Annotated in this window: 22 protein-coding genes, 1 tRNA gene and 1 other RNA gene; 6 read left to right on the forward strand and 18 right to left on the reverse strand. The window is 59.7% G+C overall.

Features of this window, described 5'->3' with window-relative positions; genetic code table 11:
• Nucleotides 1-356: 356 nt before the first annotated feature.
• Both NW830_RS03260 and thrC read left to right on the forward strand, forming a co-directional pair.
• Nucleotides 357-1,763 (forward strand): isochorismate synthase, encoded by a 1,407-nt coding sequence (locus NW830_RS03260; protein WP_414361215.1) that lies wholly within the window; start codon nt 357-359, stop codon nt 1,761-1,763.
• 233 nt (nt 1,764-1,996) lie between these two features.
• Nucleotides 1,997-3,109 (forward strand): threonine synthase, encoded by a 1,113-nt coding sequence (gene thrC, locus NW830_RS03265; protein ID WP_414361213.1) that lies wholly within the window; start codon nt 1,997-1,999, stop codon nt 3,107-3,109.
• A 41-nt stretch (nt 3,110-3,150) separates the two neighbouring features.
• On the opposite strand, the gene NW830_RS03270 is transcribed toward thrC, so the two are convergent.
• Nucleotides 3,151-3,588: a tetratricopeptide repeat protein gene (locus NW830_RS03270; protein ID WP_414361211.1), complete on the reverse strand. Its 438-nt coding sequence runs from the start codon at nt 3,586-3,588 to the stop codon at nt 3,151-3,153.
• Nucleotides 3,589-3,827: 239 nt separating this feature from the next.
• Between NW830_RS03270 and NW830_RS03275 the strand changes: the two genes are divergently transcribed.
• Nucleotides 3,828-4,457, forward strand: a complete 630-nt coding sequence (locus tag NW830_RS03275) for a DUF4384 domain-containing protein (protein WP_414361210.1) — start codon at nt 3,828-3,830, stop codon at nt 4,455-4,457.
• Nucleotides 4,458-4,512: 55 nt separating this feature from the next.
• Here the strand turns inward: NW830_RS03275 and NW830_RS03280 are convergent, their stop codons facing one another.
• The 5 genes from NW830_RS03280 to NW830_RS03300 form a co-directional block, all read right to left on the reverse strand.
• Nucleotides 4,513-4,830 (reverse strand): TMEM14 family protein, encoded by a 318-nt coding sequence (locus tag NW830_RS03280; protein WP_414361208.1) that lies wholly within the window; start codon nt 4,828-4,830, stop codon nt 4,513-4,515.
• Nucleotides 4,831-4,855: 25 nt separating this feature from the next.
• Entirely contained in the window at nt 4,856-5,062 is a 207-nt protein-coding gene (locus tag NW830_RS03285) for a hypothetical protein (protein WP_414361206.1), read from the reverse strand.
• A 1,412-nt stretch (nt 5,063-6,474) separates the two neighbouring features.
• A complete protein-coding gene (gene thrB, locus NW830_RS03290) occupies nt 6,475-7,416 on the reverse strand; it encodes a homoserine kinase (protein ID WP_414361204.1) in 942 nt (313 codons plus the stop codon).
• A gap of 74 nt (nt 7,417-7,490) precedes the next feature.
• Complete coding sequence (locus NW830_RS03295) at nt 7,491-8,702, reverse strand: ABC transporter permease (protein ID WP_414361203.1); 1,212 nt, start codon at nt 8,700-8,702, stop codon at nt 7,491-7,493.
• On the reverse strand, nt 8,699-10,099 hold the full coding sequence (locus NW830_RS03300; RefSeq protein WP_414361201.1) for an efflux RND transporter periplasmic adaptor subunit: 1,401 nt from the start codon (nt 10,097-10,099) through the stop codon (nt 8,699-8,701). Before NW830_RS03300 ends, NW830_RS03295 begins: the two co-directional genes overlap by 4 nt.
• 172 nt (nt 10,100-10,271) lie before the next feature.
• Here NW830_RS03300 and rplS point away from each other — a divergent pair, with 172 nt between their 5' ends.
• Both rplS and NW830_RS03310 read left to right on the forward strand, forming a co-directional pair.
• Nucleotides 10,272-10,655 carry a 50S ribosomal protein L19 gene (gene rplS, locus NW830_RS03305; protein WP_414361199.1) on the forward strand — a complete coding sequence of 128 codons (384 nt, stop codon included), beginning with the start codon at nt 10,272-10,274 and terminating at the stop codon, nt 10,653-10,655.
• A gap of 46 nt (nt 10,656-10,701) precedes the next feature.
• Nucleotides 10,702-10,774: transfer RNA gene (locus NW830_RS03310), tRNA-Trp, on the forward strand.
• 69 nt (nt 10,775-10,843) lie between these two features.
• Here the strand turns inward: NW830_RS03310 and NW830_RS03315 are convergent.
• From NW830_RS03315 to NW830_RS03370, 12 genes are all read right to left on the reverse strand, one after another.
• Nucleotides 10,844-11,257, reverse strand: coding sequence for a hypothetical protein (locus tag NW830_RS03315; RefSeq protein ID WP_414361197.1), 414 nt, complete (start codon nt 11,255-11,257; stop codon nt 10,844-10,846).
• A gap of 51 nt (nt 11,258-11,308) precedes the next feature.
• An RNA gene (gene ffs, locus NW830_RS03320) (signal recognition particle sRNA small type) lies at nt 11,309-11,406 on the reverse strand.
• A gap of 40 nt (nt 11,407-11,446) precedes the next feature.
• Complete coding sequence (locus NW830_RS03325; RefSeq protein WP_414361195.1) at nt 11,447-12,163, reverse strand: carbon dioxide-concentrating mechanism protein CcmK; 717 nt, start codon at nt 12,161-12,163, stop codon at nt 11,447-11,449.
• A 31-nt stretch (nt 12,164-12,194) separates the two neighbouring features.
• Nucleotides 12,195-12,872: a hypothetical protein gene (locus tag NW830_RS03330; protein ID WP_414361194.1), complete on the reverse strand. Its 678-nt coding sequence runs from the start codon at nt 12,870-12,872 to the stop codon at nt 12,195-12,197.
• A 62-nt stretch (nt 12,873-12,934) separates the two neighbouring features.
• Nucleotides 12,935-14,887: a ribulose bisphosphate carboxylase small subunit gene (locus NW830_RS03335; RefSeq protein WP_414361192.1), complete on the reverse strand. Its 1,953-nt coding sequence runs from the start codon at nt 14,885-14,887 to the stop codon at nt 12,935-12,937.
• A gap of 49 nt (nt 14,888-14,936) precedes the next feature.
• A complete protein-coding gene (locus tag NW830_RS03340) occupies nt 14,937-15,236 on the reverse strand; it encodes a EutN/CcmL family microcompartment protein (protein WP_414361190.1) in 300 nt (99 codons plus the stop codon).
• Nucleotides 15,237-15,578 (reverse strand): carbon dioxide-concentrating mechanism protein CcmK, encoded by a 342-nt coding sequence (locus NW830_RS03345; RefSeq protein WP_414361188.1) that lies wholly within the window; start codon nt 15,576-15,578, stop codon nt 15,237-15,239.
• A gap of 58 nt (nt 15,579-15,636) precedes the next feature.
• A complete protein-coding gene (locus NW830_RS03350; RefSeq protein ID WP_414361187.1) occupies nt 15,637-15,945 on the reverse strand; it encodes a carbon dioxide-concentrating mechanism protein CcmK in 309 nt (102 codons plus the stop codon).
• 489 nt (nt 15,946-16,434) lie between these two features.
• Entirely contained in the window at nt 16,435-17,175 is a 741-nt protein-coding gene (locus tag NW830_RS03355; RefSeq protein WP_414361185.1) for an energy-coupling factor ABC transporter ATP-binding protein, read from the reverse strand.
• 2 nt (nt 17,176-17,177) lie between these two features.
• The gene (locus NW830_RS03360) at nt 17,178-18,005 is read right to left on the reverse strand and encodes a cell division protein FtsQ/DivIB (protein ID WP_414361183.1); all 828 of its coding nucleotides are present in this window, start codon (nt 18,003-18,005) and stop codon (nt 17,178-17,180) included.
• A gap of 13 nt (nt 18,006-18,018) precedes the next feature.
• Nucleotides 18,019-18,237 carry an NAD(P)H-quinone oxidoreductase subunit O gene (gene ndhO / locus NW830_RS03365; RefSeq protein WP_414361182.1) on the reverse strand — a complete coding sequence of 73 codons (219 nt, stop codon included), beginning with the start codon at nt 18,235-18,237 and terminating at the stop codon, nt 18,019-18,021.
• A 75-nt stretch (nt 18,238-18,312) separates the two neighbouring features.
• Nucleotides 18,313-18,717 carry a hypothetical protein gene (locus NW830_RS03370; RefSeq protein WP_414361180.1) on the reverse strand — a complete coding sequence of 135 codons (405 nt, stop codon included), beginning with the start codon at nt 18,715-18,717 and terminating at the stop codon, nt 18,313-18,315.
• 1,067 nt (nt 18,718-19,784) lie between these two features.
• On the opposite strand from NW830_RS03370, the gene petE reads away from it, so the two are divergent.
• Nucleotides 19,785-20,195 (forward strand): plastocyanin, encoded by a 411-nt coding sequence (gene petE / locus NW830_RS03375; protein ID WP_414361178.1) that lies wholly within the window; start codon nt 19,785-19,787, stop codon nt 20,193-20,195.
• Nucleotides 20,196-20,232 lie beyond the last annotated feature (37 nt).

The following is a 20,232-nucleotide window of genomic DNA, read 5'->3' on the forward strand; positions in this document are numbered from 1 at the left end:
CTGGGTTCTGTATTTGCTAGGTTAGGGTGCTTCCGCTTCCATCCCCAAGGATGCTAAGAAACTTTGCAATCTGTAAAGAAGCGCCTGGGATCCGGCGCTGGCGAGCCTAAGCCGCCGGCTGCTCTTTTAATCTACCTATCCTGAGACGCCCTTCTGCAGCTTCCCCTGCCGGTTGCGATGACGCTTGTCCTGTTTTCGGCCAAGGTGGGATCGTCCTCTTTTGCTTGCGCATGACTTCTTCTCTTTTCCCCTGGAAGGGTGCGTCCGGATGCCCGGAAGGGCCCAGAGCCTGGCCGCCCATTCACGCCTCGGCCGGGCCAGGAGAGGCAGAACACTTGCTAGCGGCCTGCCAAGAGATGGCGCGAGCGCGAGGGATCCCCCAGATTCTCAGCCTAGGGCAACCCATCGCAGGGTTAGATCCGCTGGCAGCGCTGGCCCGGCAGTTGGACTTGCTCGCCCCCAACCGCTTCCCCGGCTATTGCTACCTCTCCCACCAGACGCAAGGGGAACGGGTGCGGGTGCTGGGATGGGGATCCCTGCGGCAGCTCGACCTTTCGGGAAAGGGGAGATTTGAGGCAGCACGGGCCTTTGTACAAGGGCTCCAGCCCCATGTCCATAGCGCCCCCGGCTCCCCCCCAGCGTCCCCCCGCAGCCAGCAGGAGCGTCCCTTGTGCTTCTGCCGCTTTGGCTTTGCCCCCAACAGCGGTGGAGGGGCAGTGCTGGTTCTGCCCCGCTGGCAGCTATTGCAGGTGCAGGGGGGGTTGACGGTGGCGCGGCTCAACCTGGAAATTGGCCCCGACAGCGACCTGGCAGCACTGGCCAGCCAGATTGCTGCTTTTTTTGCCCGCATGCAGCGCCTTGCCGAGGCCCCCTTGCCTGCCTGGAAGCCCCAGCCACCCCTGGAGGTGGCAGTGGCGGAAGAGGCCCTCTTAGCGCGAATTGAAAAAGCCCTGCAAGTAATTCAGGCGGGATCTCTGGAAAAAGTGGTGCTGGCGGAAGCAGTGGATCTGGCCTTGCCCTCTCCCCCTGCTATCCCCTCGCTGCTGGCCTATCTGGAGGCCCATCACCCCGATTGCAGCGTCTTTGCCTTTGCCTTAGAAAGCAAGAGGGATTCTCCTCCCCCAATCTTTTTGGGAGCCAGCCCAGAGCGGCTACTCTCAGTGTGGCAAGGCTGGGTGCAGATTGATGCGCTGGCCGGCTCCGTTGCCCGCGGCGCCAACGGCCACCAAGACCGGATGCTGGCCAAGCAATTGCTCCGTAGCGCCAAAGACCGGCGTGAACACCAGTGGGTAGTACGCTCGATCCAGGAAGCTCTGGGCCGGCTGGGGATGGAGCCCCGCATCTCCCCTCAGCCACGGCTGCGCCGTTTGGCCAACATCCAGCATCTGCAAACGGTAATCGAGGCAGAGCTCCCCGCTGGTGTGCATCTATTTGACCTATTGGCCCAGCTCCACCCCACCGCCGCTGTAGGAGGCTATCCGCAGCAGGCGGCGCTGCAGTGGCTGGAGCAGGTGGAGCCCTTCGATCGCGCCAGCTATGCCGCCCCTTTGGGTTGGGTGGACTTGCAGGGCAATGGCGAGTTGGTGGTTGGGATCCGCTCGGCTCTGATCGAGGGGGAGCGGGCCCGCCTGTATGCTGGCGCCGGCATTGTGGCCGATTCCAACCCCACCCAGGAGATGGCCGAGATCCGCCTCAAGCTGCAAGCGTTGGCTCAGGCGCTAGCCCTACAGCCGTTGCGTAAACTACCCGAGCCCGACTGCTAAGCAGGACGGAGCAGGCTTTAGCGCTACGCAACGAAAGCGCTTCCCTGCCCGCTGGCCAAGCCACAAACACCAGTGACAGGTCTGTAGGCAGGCGGCACCACCGCCCTGTTGTGCCCACTCTCCCCCTGGATACGGGGGAGGTAGGCGGGTCTCCCTCCTGCTGGCTACAACCGCTCCCTAAACAGTTAAAGTTAAGGAGCTCGCCCTTCCGTTGGCCTCGACCTCTCGGCAGCATGGTGACCCCAAATCCCGTCCATTCCCCTCGTAGGGCTGGATCCCGCGCCCAAGTGGGGCTCTGGCCCGGCATCATTGAGCACTACCGGGAGTGGCTCCCCGTCAGCCCCCGCACCCCCGTAGTGACGCTGCATGAAGGTAATACCCCTTTGATCCCCTCTCCCGCCCTGAGCCGACGGCTGGGGCGAGACTGCCAGGTATACCTAAAGTTGGAAGGCCTCAACCCCACCGGCAGCTTCAAGGATCGGGGCATGACCATGGCGGTGTCCAAAGCCAAAGAGGCAGGGGCAGAAGCCATCGTTTGTGCCAGCACCGGCAATACCTCAGCAGCAGCCGCGGCCTATGCGGCTAAAGGAGGCCTGCGGGCCTACGTGCTGATCCCTGATGGCTATGTGGCCAAGGGCAAGCTGGCCCAAACCCTCATGTACGGGGCGGAGATCATCGCCATTCAGGGCAATTTCGACCAAGCGCTGGCCATGGTGCGGCAACTGGCGGAAGTCTACCCGGTGGCCCTGGTCAATTCTGTCAACCGCTTTCGGCTGGAGGGACAGAAAACTGCCGCCTTCGAGGTGGTGGATGCTTTGGGAGATGCCCCCGACTGGCTCTGTATCCCCGTGGGCAATGCCGGCAACATCACCGCCTACTGGATGGGCTTTTGCCACTACTACCAGCGAGGCAAGGCCAGCCGCCGCCCGCATCTCTACGGCTTTGAGGCTGCCGGCGCCGCTCCCATTGTCCTCAATCGCGTGGTGGAACATCCAGAAACGGTGGCCACGGCCATCCGCATTGGCAACCCTGCCAGCTGGGTAAAGGCCAAGGCGGCTGTCCAGGTCAGCGGTGGCAGAGTGGACAGTGTAACTGACGAGGAGATCTTGGCTGCCTATCGTCTGCTGGCAGCGGAGGAAGGGATCTTCTGCGAGCCAGCCAGTGCTGCTGCAGTGGCCGGATTGCTGAAATGGCGGGATCAAGTGCCCGTTGGCGCCCAGGTAGTGTGCGTGCTCACCGGCAACGGCCTCAAGGATCCCGACACGGCCGCCCAGCAGGGATCCGCCCCCATCCACACGGGGGTTGCCCCCGATTTGACTGCTGTAGCCCGCCTAATGGGCTTTTAGCGCCGCCCTGGGCGCTGGGGGAGGAATCTCACTCAGGGGGTTTACTCGCCACTGGGGCTAGAAGGCTGCGCGGGCGACTGATAGTTGCGGATGGCCCGCTTGACCAAAGTGAGAAAGGCGTAGGCCCGTTGATCGTTGGGATCCAAGCGCATCACGGTCTGAAAGGCCTCTTCCGCCTGCCGCAGGACGTCTAGATCGATCTGGCCATCCACCTCTGCTTCCAGTTGAGCCTTTTGCAAGAGCAGTGCCCCGCGGTTGTAGTGGGCTGCAACATGGCTGGGATCCGCCGCCACCACCGCCTCCAGTTCGGCCAGGGCTGGATCCAGATAGCCACTCATACCCAGCACCCAGGCCAGCTTATAGCGAGCTTCGGTGTGCGTGGGATCCTCAGCAACTGCTCGGCGAAACGCCTGGATGGCCGCCGGAAAATCGCCCGCCTGGACCGCGGCAATGCCCTCTTGGTAACTGTTGCTGGCCATAGGCAAGTTTGAGTCCAAAGAGGAGGGATCCCTGATCTGCAGCTTAGCCCTTTCCAGATAGGATCTCCCGGTTTTCCCACCCCAATGGTGAGAAGCGGTTCAGCGCCTTTTCCCCGCTGGGCTTGCCATCTGGGGCAGGGGAAACTGCCTCAGCAGGGGATCTGAGATTGCGCGAAGCCTGCTCTGGCAAAACTCTGCCCCTTCCTAGGATGAACATAGCCGCTAATCAGGGGTGAACCATGAACGCCAAACTGCTCTTCCTGCCGCTGGCTTTGGGGCTGTCGATGGCTCCGGCCAGCGTTGTTTTCCCGCAGACGCTGGGCCTCTACCCCCCGCTGCCAAGGCTACAACTGGCCGACACTCGCCTAGAAACCGGCAGCCGCTCCATCCTCGTCAACCCAGTACCTTCCGACGTGCAGGTAAATCTGGAGCTGGATCGGCGTGGCCCTAACCCCATCTACCGGCCTGGCGAGCCGATTTCCATTACCTTGAGCACCAATCGCGACGCCTACGTCTACCTCTTCAGCATCCAGGCCGATGGCCGCACCCATTTGATTTTGCCCAACCGCTTCTCGGGTGGAAACGAGTTTCTGCGGGCCGGCGAAGTGCGCACCTTCCCGCCCCCCGGTGCCCGCTACCGCCTAACCATTGCCCCGCCCTTTGGCCAAGCCCAAGTGTTGGCGGTGGCCTCTCCCCGTCCCCTCAACTTTCAGGAGATCGCCTCTTTTGAGCAGGGCAGCTCCTTTGCCCGCCCGCGGGTACAGGGATCCCAACTGGGCGACACCATCGCCCGCGCCATTGTCGTTGAGGAGATCCCTGCCACCGAGTGGGTAGCTACCACGCGCTTCTATCGAGTTGCACCGCGGTAACCCCAGACTTTCTTCCAGAGCCTGGAACCGACAGCTAAGCAGGCTTGTCTCCGGCCTAGACCGAGCCGAAGCTAAAGCCTAGGAGGAGAAGAGCCACCAAGCTCACCCCCAACATCAGACCCGCGGGCAGAAATTTGCCGGTTTTGCGGTAGCGCAGCGCAAAAAGAAGGGATCCCAGCGCCGCCGTCCCCAAGCCCAGGCCCAGCCCCCAGCGGGGATCCATCCCCAGAAGTCCATAGCTAACCCCGCTGAGGACAGCTCCCACCAAACCTCCAACCAAGGACTTGAAGCTTTTGCCTCTCCCATAGCCGACTGCTCCGCCTACCAAAAGCAGCGCCCCATAGACCAGCAAAGTGATCCGTGCAACCACCATGACAGGGAAAATTCTCCTCCCCTACTTAGTTCACGACAATTTCACGGATCAGGGGCAGGCGGAGGGTGATATAGCGGTTGAGAACTGAGGTATCGACAGTGCTAAGGGCATGTCTTTTTTGGCAGGCACTTAGGAGGAGATTGACCAAGTCATCGTCACGCTGATTGAGCCAATCTGGTCTGCCAATCTCACTGACCAAAGACCAAAATTGGCGTATCATCTCAGGAGTCATGGCATCGTCCATTGCCTAGGGTAAGGACTAAACTGCAAAAGGGCAAGAGAAAGAGTCAGCTATAGCTTGCTTCCGCGAAGCAGTAGCCAGGGGCTTTAAGTAGCCCTGCAGTTGGCAAGCCAACCACAGGTCTCTGGGCTGCTTTACAAGGGCAGCCCCCGCTAGAGCAATTACCTTGGCTGCATTGGAGTCCCACCCACCAGCTGGGTTGACGCCCTGTAGGCGACGCGCGCTGGTAACGCGAACGCGCAAGCGGCGCGGAGCACTAAAACGCTTCTCTTCCCCCTGACCACTCCACCAGCGCCAGGTCTGGGAGCTGTAGGCAGACAGCACCCGTACTACCGCGCCACCTGCTCTAATTGCCCTGTGAGCATTTGCTTTAGCGGCTTGGAGCACTCTAAACTGCCACAACTGGTAGAATGTCCTACCGTTGGCTTGTTGCCGTTGCGTCTTGGAGCGCGGCTGCCGCCTCCTCTGCTCCTGCTTGGGGGCTGCAGGCTTTCCGGAGCAGTACACCTGGTTCTGAATGCAGACAGGGCTAACTATCTCCCGCGCAACCTGGCTGTTAGCATAATTAGCGCTGGCGGTGCAGAGCATGTAAGCCCGCAAGGTAGCTCCAGCCGCCTGTGCCGGAGGGAGGGCTAGCTTGCAGACTAAGGTTAGGGGGGGTTGCATAGGAGCAGTCTAGCCACTTGTCTTAGCGGAAGGAAGTCCTTTCTCTGCTGGAGGGCACCGTTTTTTTCGGCAGTCCAACCTAGCGATCCCATTCTAGAGAAAACGCCCTCTCCACGAAGTCAACATTTCAGCTCCGTCACAACTTAGGATAAGATGTCACGCTTTCCCACAAAGTTCAGCAAACCCTGACTCTTCCTTCGGAGAGCTTCGAGCTAAAATCTTCCAGGACCAGTTAGTTATAGTTAGTTTGAATAGACATAAGACAATAGCTTCCCCGCCATCTTTCTTCCTTTGTCTTACTTACCGAGTCATAGGCCCAGCCACCTCTCTTGTCTCTCTCTCTTGAGCTTTACCTCTATCCTCCCTGTATCTTACCCATAGCACTGTCTCACCTCCAACTGGTAAGCTTAGCCCCCCGGCTTGTTGCTGGAGTAACTGCCTAATGGCAACTGATCTCCCTCTGCAGAGGCAGCTCCCCCCAGCGCAACCCCTGCTAGCTGACATCCTCCTAGCCCTGCAGGGGGGAACATCTACGGCCCTGGGCAAGAGTGCGGACTCCGCTCCCCCCGACATGGTGGCTGCTCCTACCTCCAGGGGTATGACTTCTAGCATTCCCTGCCGTGGGTTGCCTTGGTTGGCGGCAGCAATACGCCCACTGTTACGAACGGACAACTCCACTGTCTGGGCTCACCCCAGCAGTGCAGAGCACCAAAGCTTAGGCTTGTTCCGCCTTGTGGTCAAGACCTCTCAGGTAGCTCCCCATCTCCAGAATGGATGACTACCCGTCCCCCCTGCCAATCCAAACTGAGGGGTTTCGCCTCCGCCTCAATATCCAGCTGGGCCCAGGCGCTAACCATGGCCGCTCCCACCCGTTCTCGCTCCTCAGGCGCACAGAAAGCTAAGAGGGTAGGCCCAGCCCCGCTGATCACCACCCCGTAGGCTCCTGCAGCTAGGGCTGCCGCTTGGACCGGCTTGAAACCAGTGATTAACTCCATGCGGGCCGGTTGGTGCAGCCGATCCTGCAAGGCCACCTTTAGCCAGTCCACCCGCCCCGACTGCAAGCTGCGGATGAGCAGTCCCAGATGGCTGCTGGAAAAAACTGCATCGGCCAAGCTGACGGACTTGGGCAGGACCGCGCGGGCAGCCTGGGTGGAGACCTTGAAGTTAGGCACCGCCGCCACAATCCCGATGCGCTCGTGCCACTCCACCGGGCAGAACACCCACTGCCCCTGCTGGCCCTGCACACAGAGCTGACAGCCGCCCTGGAGGGCAGGCACTACGTTGTCGGGGTGACCTTCGAGGGCAATAGCCAACTGGAGGAGGGTCTCAGGGGCCAGGTTGAGGGATCCGATGGCATTGGCTCCCAACAGGCCGCCGACAATGGCAGTGGCAGAACTGCCCAGACCCCGCGCCAGGGGCACGTTGAGGGTAATCTCAATTTCCACTCCTGGCACCGGCTTGCTCAGTAGCTCGAAGGCACGGCAGAAGGCGCGATACACCAAGTTGTCCTTGCTCTGGCTTACATGATCGCTGCCGCGATAGTGAATGCTAAGGCCAGCGGGGAGCTTGCGAAATTGGAAGTGGTTGTAGAGCTGCAGAGCTGCACCTATGCAATCAAATCCTGGCCCCAGGTTGGCGGTAGTGGCCGGGACAATTACCTCTACTCGCTCTTTGTCCAAGGGAAAGCTCCTTAGCCAACAGCGGGCAACTCATATCTACCTGTGGGCTCCCATTATCCTACAGAGGGCGGACCTTAGGCTCGCAGGGCCTCAATGGGATCCAGTTGCGCCGCTTTGCGGGCCGGGAAAATGCCAAAGACCAGTCCAGTTGCCGTCGAGAGGGAAAAAGACACAATTACTGCCACCGGATCGACAGTGGTGGCCAAGGGGGTAAATATCCGCACTGCCACCAGCAGGCCGCTGCTAAGGAGGATCCCGGCTACTCCCCCGCTGACCGCAATCAGGATAGCCTCGGTTGCAAACTGCTGCAGGATTTGCCGACTGTCGGCCCCAATTGCCTTGCGCAAGCCAATCTCAGGCGTGCGTTCTGCCACCGAGATCAACATCACATTCATGATCCCTACCCCACCCACCAGCAGCGAGAGCGCCGCTGTGCCGCTTAGCAATACCCGCAGTAGGGTTAAAATCCTAGCTGCCCCATCCAGCAACACCTTCTGGTTGCGGATGACGAAGTCATCCTCCCCCACCAGCTGGTGCCGCTGTCGCAGGAGGTTGCGGATTTGGAACTCGGCAGCTGGCAGATCCGCTTCAGAGCGGGCCGAGACGAAGATGGCCGTCAGCTCCAGCCCATAGGGAGAGCGCCGTCCAACAAAGCGGTTGGCCACCACATCCACCGGCAAAAACAGGCGGGCATCGTTGTTGCCAAACACTGTCGGCTTGGGGCGCAAAGTGCCAATGACCTCAAAGGGCAAGTTGTTGAGCAGCAGCGTCTCCCCAATAGCGGCGGCGGGATCTAAGCCAAACAGCTCACGGGCGGCCTCACTGCCCAGCACCACCACCGGCCGCTGCTCCTCGATGTCTGCCGGCGTGAGGAAGCGGCCCTCCTCGACCTCCAAATTGAGCACCGACAAATACTCTGGCCAGGTGCCTGTGGCCTCGTAGCGACGGTCCACCCCGCCCCGCACAGCTCGGACATTGACGACCAGGCTGGGAACAGCTGCCGCTACAGCAGGCACTTCCGCCGCAATGGCCCGCAGGTCGTCGAGGGTGAGAGGACGGGCGTTGCTGGCATCCACTATGCCAAAGCTGGAAGAAAAGACGATGAGCAAATTGGTGCCCAAGGCGCGAAACTGGTCCACCGCCAGCTCTTGGGCAGCCTGGCCAAAGCCCGCAATGGCTACCACTGCTGCGTTGCCAATGAGGATCCCCAGCATACTCAAGCCTGTGCGCAGGCGGTGCCGTCGCACCATTTGCCAAGCCATTTTGGCGGCAACCAGAAGGCTCATGGGTGTGGCCTGCCTCCTGCAGTTTTACCAGGACGGCGCTCTTGCGGGAGCAAACTCTGCAGGGTTACTCCAGGCGGCAGCGCCGTAAAAACCCGATCCCCCGCCTGGAGGCCGGAGAGCACCTGGGTGATCCCGCCCTGGGTGAGGCCTGTCTTTACCGCTCGGTAGATGGGCCGCTGAGTTTGCGGATCCAAAAGGATTACTCCCTCTTGGCCTCCCTCCCGCAGGATGGCCACCGAGGGCACGGTGAGGGCTTGGGGGTACTGCTCTCCGAGAAAATCTACCGCGACATTCATGCCAATGCGCAAAAAGTCCGCCCCTGCCTCTGGCTCGATGAAGACCCGGAAGACTGTAACTTCCCGCACCACCACCGTAGCTGGAGCAATTCGCTTCACCTGCCCTCGCACCACGCGATCCGGATAGGCCAAAGATTGGATCTCCACCGGCTGGCCCACCCGCACCTGGGCAATCTGCGCCTCCGGCACCTCGGCCCGCACTTCAATCCCCTGGGCCAGCGTCAGGATGGAGCTGGAGGAAGCAGCGGTGGCTTCGGGAGCTACGGTTGTGGGAGTTACAAAGGATCCCACTTCCGCAAAGCGCTGCACCACCACACCGGAAAAAGGCGCCCGGATCTCGGCCTCGGCCAGGCGAGATTGCCGCTGGGCCAGCTCGGCTTGCGCCTGCGCAATCTGGGCTTGGATCTGCTGCAGCGTTTCTGGGCGGCTACCCGCTTGCAGCCGCTCCAGCTCTTGTTGGGCAGCTTGCAAGTCCGCTTGCGCTTGTTCCAGGCGAGCCAGCCGTTGATCCAGCTCGCTGCGGGCCACCACTCCCTCCTGCACTAGCGCCTGAATCCGCTCCAGCTCCTTTTGGGCCAAGTCCACCTGCGACCGCGCCGCCTCTACCCTGGCCTGGGCTGCCGCAATGACCTGGGGTCGCTCACCGGCTTGCACTTCCGCCAGTCGGGCCTGCAACTCTTGGATGCGGGCTTGGGCTTGGCGAATGCCACTGGCTAGATCCCCGTAGTCCATACGAGCCAGCACCTGCCCTGCCACCACCTCATCCCCCTGATCCACCAGCAGCTCCGCCAAGCGGCCTGCCTCCCGCGGGCTAACATTCACCTGGCGAATGGGCTGCACCTGGCCGCTTACCCGCAGCCGTTGGCTTAGATCCCTTACCTCGACGGGCACTGTCAACCTTTGCAGGCGCTGCACCCTCTGCTGCTCGAGATACCGCTGAGCCCAGATACCACCCCCTCCCAAGCTAGCCAGGAGCAAACCTAGGAGAATCCAGCCAGTAGGCCATCCTTTCCTACGGGATCCGGCCTGGGCCAAGGGCTGGTCTGCCGATTTGGCAGGGGGCAGGGATTCTGTCTGGGGCTTATTGGGATGCAGGACCACGAAGTCTCCCGCCTCTTCCAAGGGCTTACTTCTAGCCTACCTAGGCCATTGAAAAAAAGAGAGGGGGCAAGCCAAGTCTTCTGAGGTGGGTTGGCTCTTCGGAACCCTGGAAACTTGTACAAAAAGCAAGAGGATTGCTACCATGATTGACTGCTGAGAGCGCCGGAGAGCCATGAACGCTCGCATTAACCCCGAGGCCATCCTCCGCTCTGTGGAGGCGGACTACCTGAAGTCGGATCTCCCCGAGATCCACGTCGGCGATCAGGTGCGGGTGGGGGTACGCATTCAAGAGGGTGGCAAAGAGCGAGTGCAAGCTTTTGAAGGCACCGTCATTGCCATGCGTCACACCGGTCTTAACCGCACCATCACAGTACGCAAGGTTTTCCAGGGTATTGGTGTGGAGCGGGTCTTCCCGATTCACTCGCCGCGCATTGAGTCCATTCAGGTACTCCGGCGGGGTAAAGTGCGCCGCGCCAAGCTGTTCTACCTGAGGAAGCGGGTAGGCAAAGCCACACGCATCAAGGCCAAGGAAGATCTTCAAGGGGGAGCCCTTTAAAGATGGGGGCGAACCTGCTAAGCTGGGTAGAAGGCTGCTTCCTAATGCGTCCTTAGTTCAGTTGGTAGAACGTCGGTCTCCAAAACCGGATGTCGGGGGTTCGAGTCCTCCAGGACGCGTTACTGGAGAGTTGCAGTGGCGGACTGCCTTCTACGGGAGTAGGAAGCCCTTCTTGTCTCCAGCAAGGCCTAGGCTCTCCCTGTCTCCTTCTTGATGCGTTCCAGTTCTGCCTGCAGCTCAGCAATCTGCCGACGCAGGCGAGCTGCCTCCGACAGCTCAATGGCAGCGCTCCCTTTTAGCTCTGTTCCACCCATATCTTCGATAGTGATTTTGCGGGGGCCGCTAGCAGGCTCCCCCTCTTCCTTGCGCTTAGCATTGGCGGCAATGGCGTCCATGTAGGCCCGCGCCTCCTCGGCTCTCATTGCCCCCAACTCTACCAATTCATCCACTAAGGCTTGCACCTGCTTGCGCAGCTCCAGCAGGCGGTCTCTAGCACTCCCAGCCACCTTGGGGGCATTGTCAGCCACCAAAGCAGCCAGGCCCATCCCAAAGTAGAAAGCTTTCTCAGCCAAGTTGGCGAGGGGGTTGTCCTTCTCAGCCATAGGGGGTGCCCTGCCAGGGCCAGCGGAACAAAAATCCAGGTGCAGGAAAAGGGCGACCTGGGTTGACGCGCCTGCTCAGAGCATCCCGTAGTGCTGCTATCTTCCGATCCTGACACGGTTTGGGCGTCTAAGCCGCACGGACCCAGGTCTTCCAGTAGCCTAGCATTTTTTTCTCCTGCTTGAGTTGCTCTAGCGAGGGCCTGGCGGTTCCAAATAGACCGGGAGCCGCTCTCCCGCCCTCTCGCTGCGCTGTACCTCTTCTGCCTGAGCTTGAGGGATCGCCACTGGCAGGGTAACCGGTTGAGCAACAAAACAACTGGCCACTGGCAGCGCCTGCTCTAGCTCGTCGAGGGGGCGTGGGATCACAGCCACGGCGTTGAGCTCGCCAATGCGCTCGGCCTCGTACATGCCCGCATCGATGGCAATGGCCACATTGGAGACTGTACCTCGAATGATGACCGTACATAGGCCGTCGCCAATTGTCTCGTAGGCGGCCAGCTGCACATCCGCTGTTTTCAGCATTGTATCAGCAGCCCCCACCATGGCCGGGAAGCCACGGGTCTCCAGCAGGCCCACAGCTAGGTTGCTGAGGCGGCTGTAGCCCCGACTTTGGGCCAATTGAGACAGCTTGCTGCTGATGGGCAGCACTGCCTCTAAGTTAGGCAGGGGCCTTGGGATCACCAGACTGGAGATCTCCTCCTGATTAAACTGGCGGGCTACCTCAATCCCTTCTTCAATGGCAATGCGCACATCGGCAATGTTCCCGCGCACGATTGCTGTGCAGTAGCCGCCCGAGATCTTCTCAAAGCCAATGAGAGTTACGCCTGCCGACTTGGTCATGGCGTCGGCAATGCGGACAATGACTGGGAAGCTGCGTGTCTGGATGAGGCCTAGAGCAGTGGACATGGCCCTCTACTTCTTTATGCCAGTGTAGCTCTCACAACCCTCCATGCCGCGAGGAGAGGACTTGGCGGTGAGGGTAGATCTTGCCCAGCAGCCGATCCAACTCTGCCCGGCCTGGTATCCCGTTGAGCTTGCGCCCCCCCAACTCTTCTTGCCCTGGCGCAGCTGCCTCCTCCTCCCGAGGGGTTGCCTTGTCTCCACCCGCTGCTTCAGGAGAAGGAGGAGGGGCCTCGGACACCGTCGGTGGGGTAGCTGCCTCTTGCACCCTCTCTGCCTCCCTAGACTCTGTCTGGGGAAAGACAACCCTCTCTTGCTCTCTCCCCCAGGTGGGATCCCCAAGCAGCGAGCTGGGAGGGATCACTGCCTGGCTGAGGACGGAACAGTTGAGCAGGGTAGCCTCGGCGCCAATGCAGGCATTTTCGCGGATGGTGCCTTGCCCAATCACCAGCACCCCCCTCCCTAAAGTAGCCCCCGCCTCCACCACTAGGGATCCCCCACAGGCGTGGAGGATAGATCCTGCGCCAATGCAAACGTTCCGCCCAATGTGGATGCGGCAGCCGGGGTTAGCCCGCAACAGCACCCCTGCCCCAATGCTTGCTCCCTCCTCTATTTCTACCTCACCACTGACCACGTAGTGGGCTTTACCGTTCTGCGCGGGCCAGGCACGTGGCTGGGGGGAGGGGGGCAAGGGGGAAGCTAGGGTGCTTCTCATGGCTAGGGGGCTGGATGGAAACCAACCCGGAACCAACAGGGCTCGGGCAAGAGGGAGATCCCTCAAGGGGTTTGGATGATCTGCTCCAGTACCCGCCGCTTAGATTTGGGGTCAATGCCCAGCAGGCGCACATACTCGCCGCGATGCTCCTCTAGGCAGGCCTCCAGCGCCGCTACCACCTGATCCAGTTGCGTGGCTTCAATGGGGCTACAGCTTTGCCAAGAGGAGGTGCGGAAGCGGCGCTTGTCAGCATGCTCGGTGCCAATGCGGTAGCCTTGGCTAAGCAGTTGCTGAACTTGCGCCACCACCTCGCTGCTAAGACGCCTAGCCCCGGGTGCAGGGGAAGCTGCTGCCCCTGGCGAGCCTTGAGCCGCTGGCGCAGAAGTAGGCGGCTTACCGCTGGGGGTTTGGATGATGCGCTCATAGACCCGCTTCTTCCCTTTGGGGTCGATCCCCAGCAGGCGAACGTAGTGACCCTGGTGCTCTGCCAGCGCCGCCCTCAGCTCAGTTAACACCTCTGGCCCCCGCTGGCCACGAAGGATAGGCCCGCTCTGCCAGGAGGAGGTTTTGAAGCGGCGCTCGTCAGCGTATTCATAGCCAATGCGGTAGCCCTGGGCCAGTAGCCGGTGGACCTCCTCCTGCAGCTCCAAATCCAGGCTGGCACTGCTCCCTTCTGCCCCAGAAGCCGCACCTGCAGCTGCGCCCGCTTCTGCCGAACTGCTGCCTGCCTGATCTTGGGGCGTCTGAATCACCTTCTCCAGCACCCGCCGCTTGGCTTTGGGATCGATCCCCAATAGGCGCACGTACTCTCCTGCATGCTCGGCCAGGGCTGCCCGCACAGCCGTTAGGATCTCCTGGACGGAGCCGCTGAAAGTGCCCAAGGTCTGCCAGGAGGAGGTGCGGTAGCGACGAGCATCGGCCACTTCCAGACCAACGCGGTACCCTTGGGCCACCAGGGTTTGGATCTCCTCCTCTAGGCGCAGTTCCGCTCTACCGGAGCCTGGCATAGCAACCGAAACCCGGCTGGAGGATCCGGAGAGAGGTGCCGGCCCTTCTGGGGTTTGGATAATCTGCTCCAGCACCCGCCGCTTGGCTTTGGGATCGATCCCCAACAGGCGCACATACTCCCCACGGTGGGCTGCCAGAAGGGCCCCCAGCGATTGCACCACCTCGGCCTCCTGGGTGCTGAGGATGGGGCTTTCGCTCTGCCAAGAGGAGACCCGGAAGCGACGAGGGTCAGCGTATTCCAGACCCACGCGGTAGCCTTGGGCCAAGAGGGCGCGTACCTGCTCTACCACCTCTGGGCTAAGAAGGGAGCCGCTGCCGTTGTGCCCATTGGCAAGAGAGGAAGAAGACTCCGGAGTTGAGGAACCAGAAGCGCGGGCTTGCAGCAGCTCGTTGCGGATAGGAGCAATACAGACAAGGTTCTCGCTGCAGTGGTAGCCCTCCAGCAGAGCTTGGTTGATGCCGATGACGTGCTGCGCAAACTTGGCATCGCTATCTTGGACATCCGGCAGCCGGTCGGCCTCCGCTTGGTTGGTGATGATGGAGCCGGAGCGCACATATTTGCCTGGCGGGATCTCCACATCCTGGATGAGGCAGTGCAACATGATGATGCAGCCATCTCCCACCCGCGCATTGAACACGGTGGAGCGGAAGCCGATGAAGCAGTTGTTGCCCACATAGGCTGGCCCGTGAATCAAGGCCATGTGGGCAATGGAGGTATTCTTGCCAATCCACACGGAGTAGGGCTGGCCATCTTCCCCGATGACCCGCCCTTTTTCCAGACCGTGGATCACCACCCCGTCCTGGATGTTGGAGCCGTCGCCAATGTAGAAGGGGGATCCTTCATCTGCGCGGATGGAGGTTCCAGGGGCAATGAGCACCTGGGCGCCGATGCGCACATCCCCGATGAGATTGGAAAAGGAATGGACGTAAGCAGAGGGATGAATGGTGGGTTCCGCCAAGCGACGCGACCAGGGCGTTGGCGGCGCAGCATAGGTTTGAGCAGGCATAACCGTGAGCCTCTAGACCAAATCAGAGGAGGAAAGGGAAGGATCCCAGCTAGCGTTGCTCGCGCTTGTTGTAGAGGGAGCGACCGTCGATGCTAACGGTGTCAATAATTGCCATCACCACTGCATCCAAAGGACGGGTTTCATTTCCCCGCGGTTGGCGAGCCGCGCTACCTTGGCTAACCAGCACCCATTCCTCGGCGCCGGCCCCCACTGGATCAGCAGCCACGGCATAGTCTGGCTGCGGCCGGCCCTCGAGATCGACATACTGCACCACCAGGAACTTGACGCCCGTCAGGCTGGGATCCTTCTGGGTGCTGGTGACGGTACCCCGTACAATCGCGATACGCATCTAGGGACGCGTGAAGGGACGAATGGCATTGACCCCTTCGCGGAATTGGGCCACATCCTCGGTGTAGCGAATGGGCAACACGTACTCCAGGTTTTCGTGGGGACGGGCAATGATGTGCCACGAGAGCAACTGGCCACCGTTGACCCGCTTTACGGCTTCGATGCCGGCAGCTACTGAGGCCTGTACCTCAGAGACATCGCCCCGCACGATCACGGTAACGCGCCCACTGCTAATTTTCTCGTAGCCCACCAAGGTGACGCGCGCTGCTTTCACCATGGCGTCGGCCGCTTCTACCACCGCTGGGAAGCCCAGCGTTTCAATCATTCCAACTGCGATGGCCATAGGGACTCCTTACACTGAGATGGATTTAGGGGGGGCTGGAACTCTTCCAGCTTGCGGCCTAGGTGCGAAACTGCTCCACTGCTTCGGTGTAGCGAATGGGCAGCACGTACTCCAGGTTTTCATGGGGCCGAGCAATGATGTGGTGGGAGAGAACCTCACCCCCACTGACCCGCTTGGCAGACTCCAAGCCAGCAGCTACCGAGGCCTGCACCTCCGAGACGTCGCCCCGCACAATCACGGTGACACGCCCGCTGCCAATTTTTTCGTAGCCCACCAGGGTGACACGCGCCGCTTTCACCATGGCGTCAGCTGCTTCCACTACTGCTGGAAACCCCCGCGTTTCAATCATTCCAACTGCAATAGGCATATCAACTCTCCCCTCTTGAACACCTAGTTACACCGTGAAGATCAACCTAGCAGTCACTGCCTTTAGCTTGCTGCCAGGATCTTGCAACCTTATCGGCTTAGGGAAGATCCTCTGCCCCAGCTTCAACTGATAGCTCTTTCAGTAAAACCAACCCTGACTCCCTTAGGCGCTTCTCTTTCCCTTCCTGCCTGAGAAAGACCTGCCTAGCAGCCGACCTCAGACAAGGTGGGAACGAGCCACTAGAAGCCATTGCGGTTTCACTGCAGCCATCGTTTAGGAGGGCAAAGCTGCTAACTCTGAGCTCAACGCTAAAACAATCATACAGAAAATTTGGCTGAGATGACTCAGAGCGAGGATCCCCAACCTAAGCAGAATGATATCCCCAATCGTCCTGAATAAAAATCAACATTTTTAATTAGAGTGATAGTTTTTATTAAGAAAGCATGACTGTTGTTAACCGTTCACAAATAGTTCCCTAAAGCTCCCAGCTCAGCTACCCCTTCCTTGACAGCGCAGCGATGAGGGTACCTCCAAGCCATGGGCTTCCAAGAGGGCGGCTTGGCCTAGCAACTGCCTTGGGGATCCCTGAGCCCAGATACGGCCTTGATCCAGGAGGATCACCCAATTGCACACCTCAAGAATGAGCTCCAGATCGTGGGAGGCCAGCAGAAAGGTGTGGCCTGCTTGCTGCAAAAAGGCAATGAGCCGTCGTCGTGATCGCAGATCCAGGCCGGCAGTTGGCTCGTCGTAGAGCACCAGCTGGGGCTGCATCGCCAGGACTCCAGCAAGGGCAACTAAGCGCTTTTCGCCATCGGAAAGGTGGTGAGGTGGGCGATTGGCTAGATGCAAGGTGCCGGTCCTTTGCAGGGCTGCCTGCACAGCGGCCGTAATCTCCGCTTCAGGCAGGCCCAGATTGCGCAGTCCAAAGGCTACATCTTCGGCCACGGAGGGGGCAAACAGTTGGTCAGCGGGATCCTGAAACACCAGCCCCACCTCAGGCCGAAACTGGCCGGGCTGCAGCGGCTGACCCAACAACGTAATCTGACCGGCCCAGGGGGGCAAGAGACCAGCAAGGGCAAGGAACAGGGTAGTTTTGCCAGCACCGTTGGGGCCAATAACCCCTACACGCTGGCCAACTTCAACTCTTAGATCCAGCCCTTGCAGAACCGGCGGGCAACCAGGGTAGGCAACCCACAACTGGTTAACTTCTACCGCCAGCTCTGGAGTCATCCCTAGCGCAGCTCCAAATCCTTCCGGCGCCTCTGCAGGGCAGCAGGGGTAAGCTGCAAGGTGGGCACACTGGGGCTGGTTAGATCAATCCGGAGAATTTCCTCAGGCCTACACTCGCAGTAGCGGAGCAGATCCCGCATTTGGTTGAGGGTTTGAATTTGCAGGGGCAGGCGGTCAGAAAGCGGCCCCAGATAAACATTGCCCAGCTCGGTGTGCAGGGTAATCCCTCCTCCGGAGTGCCAATCCACTGCCCTGATTTGAAATTCAGAAGGTTGCAGGGCTTTGAGCAGTAGCGCCCATTGCTCCGGTGGATGGTTTTCCCAGCCCAGCAGCTCCAACTTAGGCAAAGACCTAGACTGGAGGAAACGGTAGGGATCCGGCGGCAGCCAGTTGCCCTGCAGATCCACCCACCCCGCCTGGCCGCCTTGACGAGCCCGAGCAATCGGCCGCCGTTCCCGCACTTGGACAATAACCCCCACCGGCAGCAACCGCCGCTGCACCTGGACGCTTTCAAAAGGAGAAGGGCGGCTGGGGGATCCCAGCAAGGCTCTTTCCAAGACAGTCGGCTGCACCTGCCAGATATTCACGGGATAGGTCAGAGGCAATTGCTCCCGTATCCAGTCGGGATCCACCCAGTAGCTGCCCCTTACCTGAATTTGCTCGGGCCGGCGAATCTGCCAGTAGGGCTGCCGCAGGCCCAACACCAGCAGCGTCAGAACGCCTACTGAGATAGCCAAGCGCCAGGACCCCTGCCAAAAGCGACTGCGCCGTTGCTGACGCAAAAGTCGCCTGCGCTGCAGAAGTTGTTCGCGCGTGGCAAGGTGGAGCATCTCCTGCTCCCCTTTAGCTTGCAATCTCCTCAACCTGATCCGCCCGCAGCCAAATTGGGGGAGTGGGGACAGCTCCAAACTTAATCTGGACGTAGTCCCCCCTAATGTCCACTACTTCCCCAGCAGTTTCAAAGACGTAGTTGGGGATCATCGGATCACTGGCCTGAGCTTCCAAGCTGCCTTGCAGTTTCTCACGGATAGCTCTTACCAGGGTGCCTCGCTTGATCGCCATTGGCTTTTCCTCTAGTCCTGATTGGCGGGTTGAGTCCGCAAGCTGATCCCTTCCCAAGACTCCCTTGCAACCAGCCTACTTTTTCCGTAAGCTGCGGGCCATCTCGCGGAACTTCTCTAGGTCGGATCCTCCTTGGCGGCGTGAGCCTGCTCCGCTGCTGCCATCTGAGGTGGGGGAGCTCTGCTCAGCCACAGGTTCAGCAGCTTTGGTTTGTTTTTCTAGCTTAACCTTGCTCAAGGAAGAAACCTCCTCCACCACCTCTATCTTGCTGCCAGAGCCAAAGTCTTTGAAAGTATGCTTCACGAGCCTAGGGGTGCGCATGTATTCGATGTTGCCAAGGGTCTTGGCCTCATCGGGGGGGAGGAAGAAGGTGTTGTCTTGCTTGCCTTGCTTTTTGGCCGGCTGAGCGACCTTCCCTGAGACGGGATTGGAATCTGCTTGGCCAGGCGAGCCGAAAAGGCGCCGGAGAATGCCTACCATTGTCGTTTTGCTTGCAGTACGAGGAAAGTTGAGCCGGGAATTCAGCTAGCCGCGCTTAGATAGGGTAACGGCTGAGCTCGGCTATGGAATCATGTTAAGCTAACTCAAGATAACATGCTCCCCCCCTCCAGAGCAGTCTTCTTGGCCAACTGTTTGGAAGGCTTCCACAGGCAGCAGAGGCCAGCGAGAACCTCCCCAGGATCCCTCGACAAGTTCAGGGATCCGAATAGCTGGCTGATAGACTTGCTCAAAAATGGGTGTTAACTCCCTTTTGTTGTTTTTAGGATTGAGATAGTCAAGCAGTATTAAGCTCACCCCCAAGAGGGGATAACCATTCGATCGATTGTAAAGAGGTCCTGCAAAACACAGGAGCCCAATTGACCTCCTGTTTCGACTACACCGGTCTGAAGGTATTGGCTTGCCTCAGGACTGGCTTTGGGATCAGCGCTCCTAGATCCCCACCTCACCAGGCTAAAAAGCCGCTGCGAGCCTTACCTGGCAGGAGTTGAGAAGCGGACGTTATCCCTGGGCCTCCGAAAGCGTACTGTAATCTTGAGCGGGCTGCCTAAATTCAAGGCTGTGCCAATGCAGCGGGCCAAGATTTGAATGTTTTGCCTTTGTTCCAGCGATTCTAAGATCCCGGCGATGGACGAGTACCGCACATTCATCTTAAGCCAGATCCCAGTTCGAACGAGCTAGTATCTTACACACAACCTAAAAAGCAATCGAAGAACAGCAAAAGAAACACTGCATCGTCCTTTGCATAGAAGCTAGGATGACCTACCCCTCTCCCGCATCGGTAACCCTACGGATTTTGTTTCAGGAATAGTCAGCAACTTGCGGCAAGAGAAAGACTCAAGGCAATCCCGTAGCCTGGTTCCTTCCTGCGGCTATGCTGTCTGAAACAGCCCCTGGCCCTAGTAGGTGTTGCTGTTCCACCTTAGAATCTTAAGTAGAGTTGAGTGCCCCTACTGCCGCCTGGCCGGGTGCCTTTCCTTCACACTCTGGAAAGGGGTGGCCCAGCCGCAGAGGCGGGGGCGACGGCCATTGCGTTTTGAGAGGAATCCATGTTGTTCATTTTTAACCTAGCGAAGCGTCTGCAGACCATTCTCCTTGCTCTTGCGGTTGGGGTGGCTGCGGTGGCTTTCCTGTCCAACCCTGCTGCTGCTGAAACCTACACGGTTAAGATGGGCTCGGATAAGGCCCAACTCGTTTACGATCCCCCCACGCTGACTATCAAGCAAGGGGATACAGTTCGGTGGGTTAACAACAAGGCCTATCCCCACAACGTCGTTTTTGACAAAGTACCGGGTGGTGATGCAGCCCTGGCAGCTAAGCTCTCCCACAAGGCCCTGCTCACCGCTCCCAACCAAGTGGTGGAGACGGCCTTTGTCGATGTCCCGCCGGGTGAGTACACCTACTACTGCACGCCCCACCGGGGAGCCGGCATGGTTGGCAAGATTATTGTCAAGGGGTGAGTCAGACCCTAAGCAAGGGATCCCACCTTCTGCTTGC

This window comes from Synechococcus sp. OH30 (assembly GCF_047462175.1).
Taxonomy (GTDB): domain Bacteria; phylum Cyanobacteriota; class Cyanobacteriia; order Thermostichales; family Thermostichaceae; genus Thermostichus.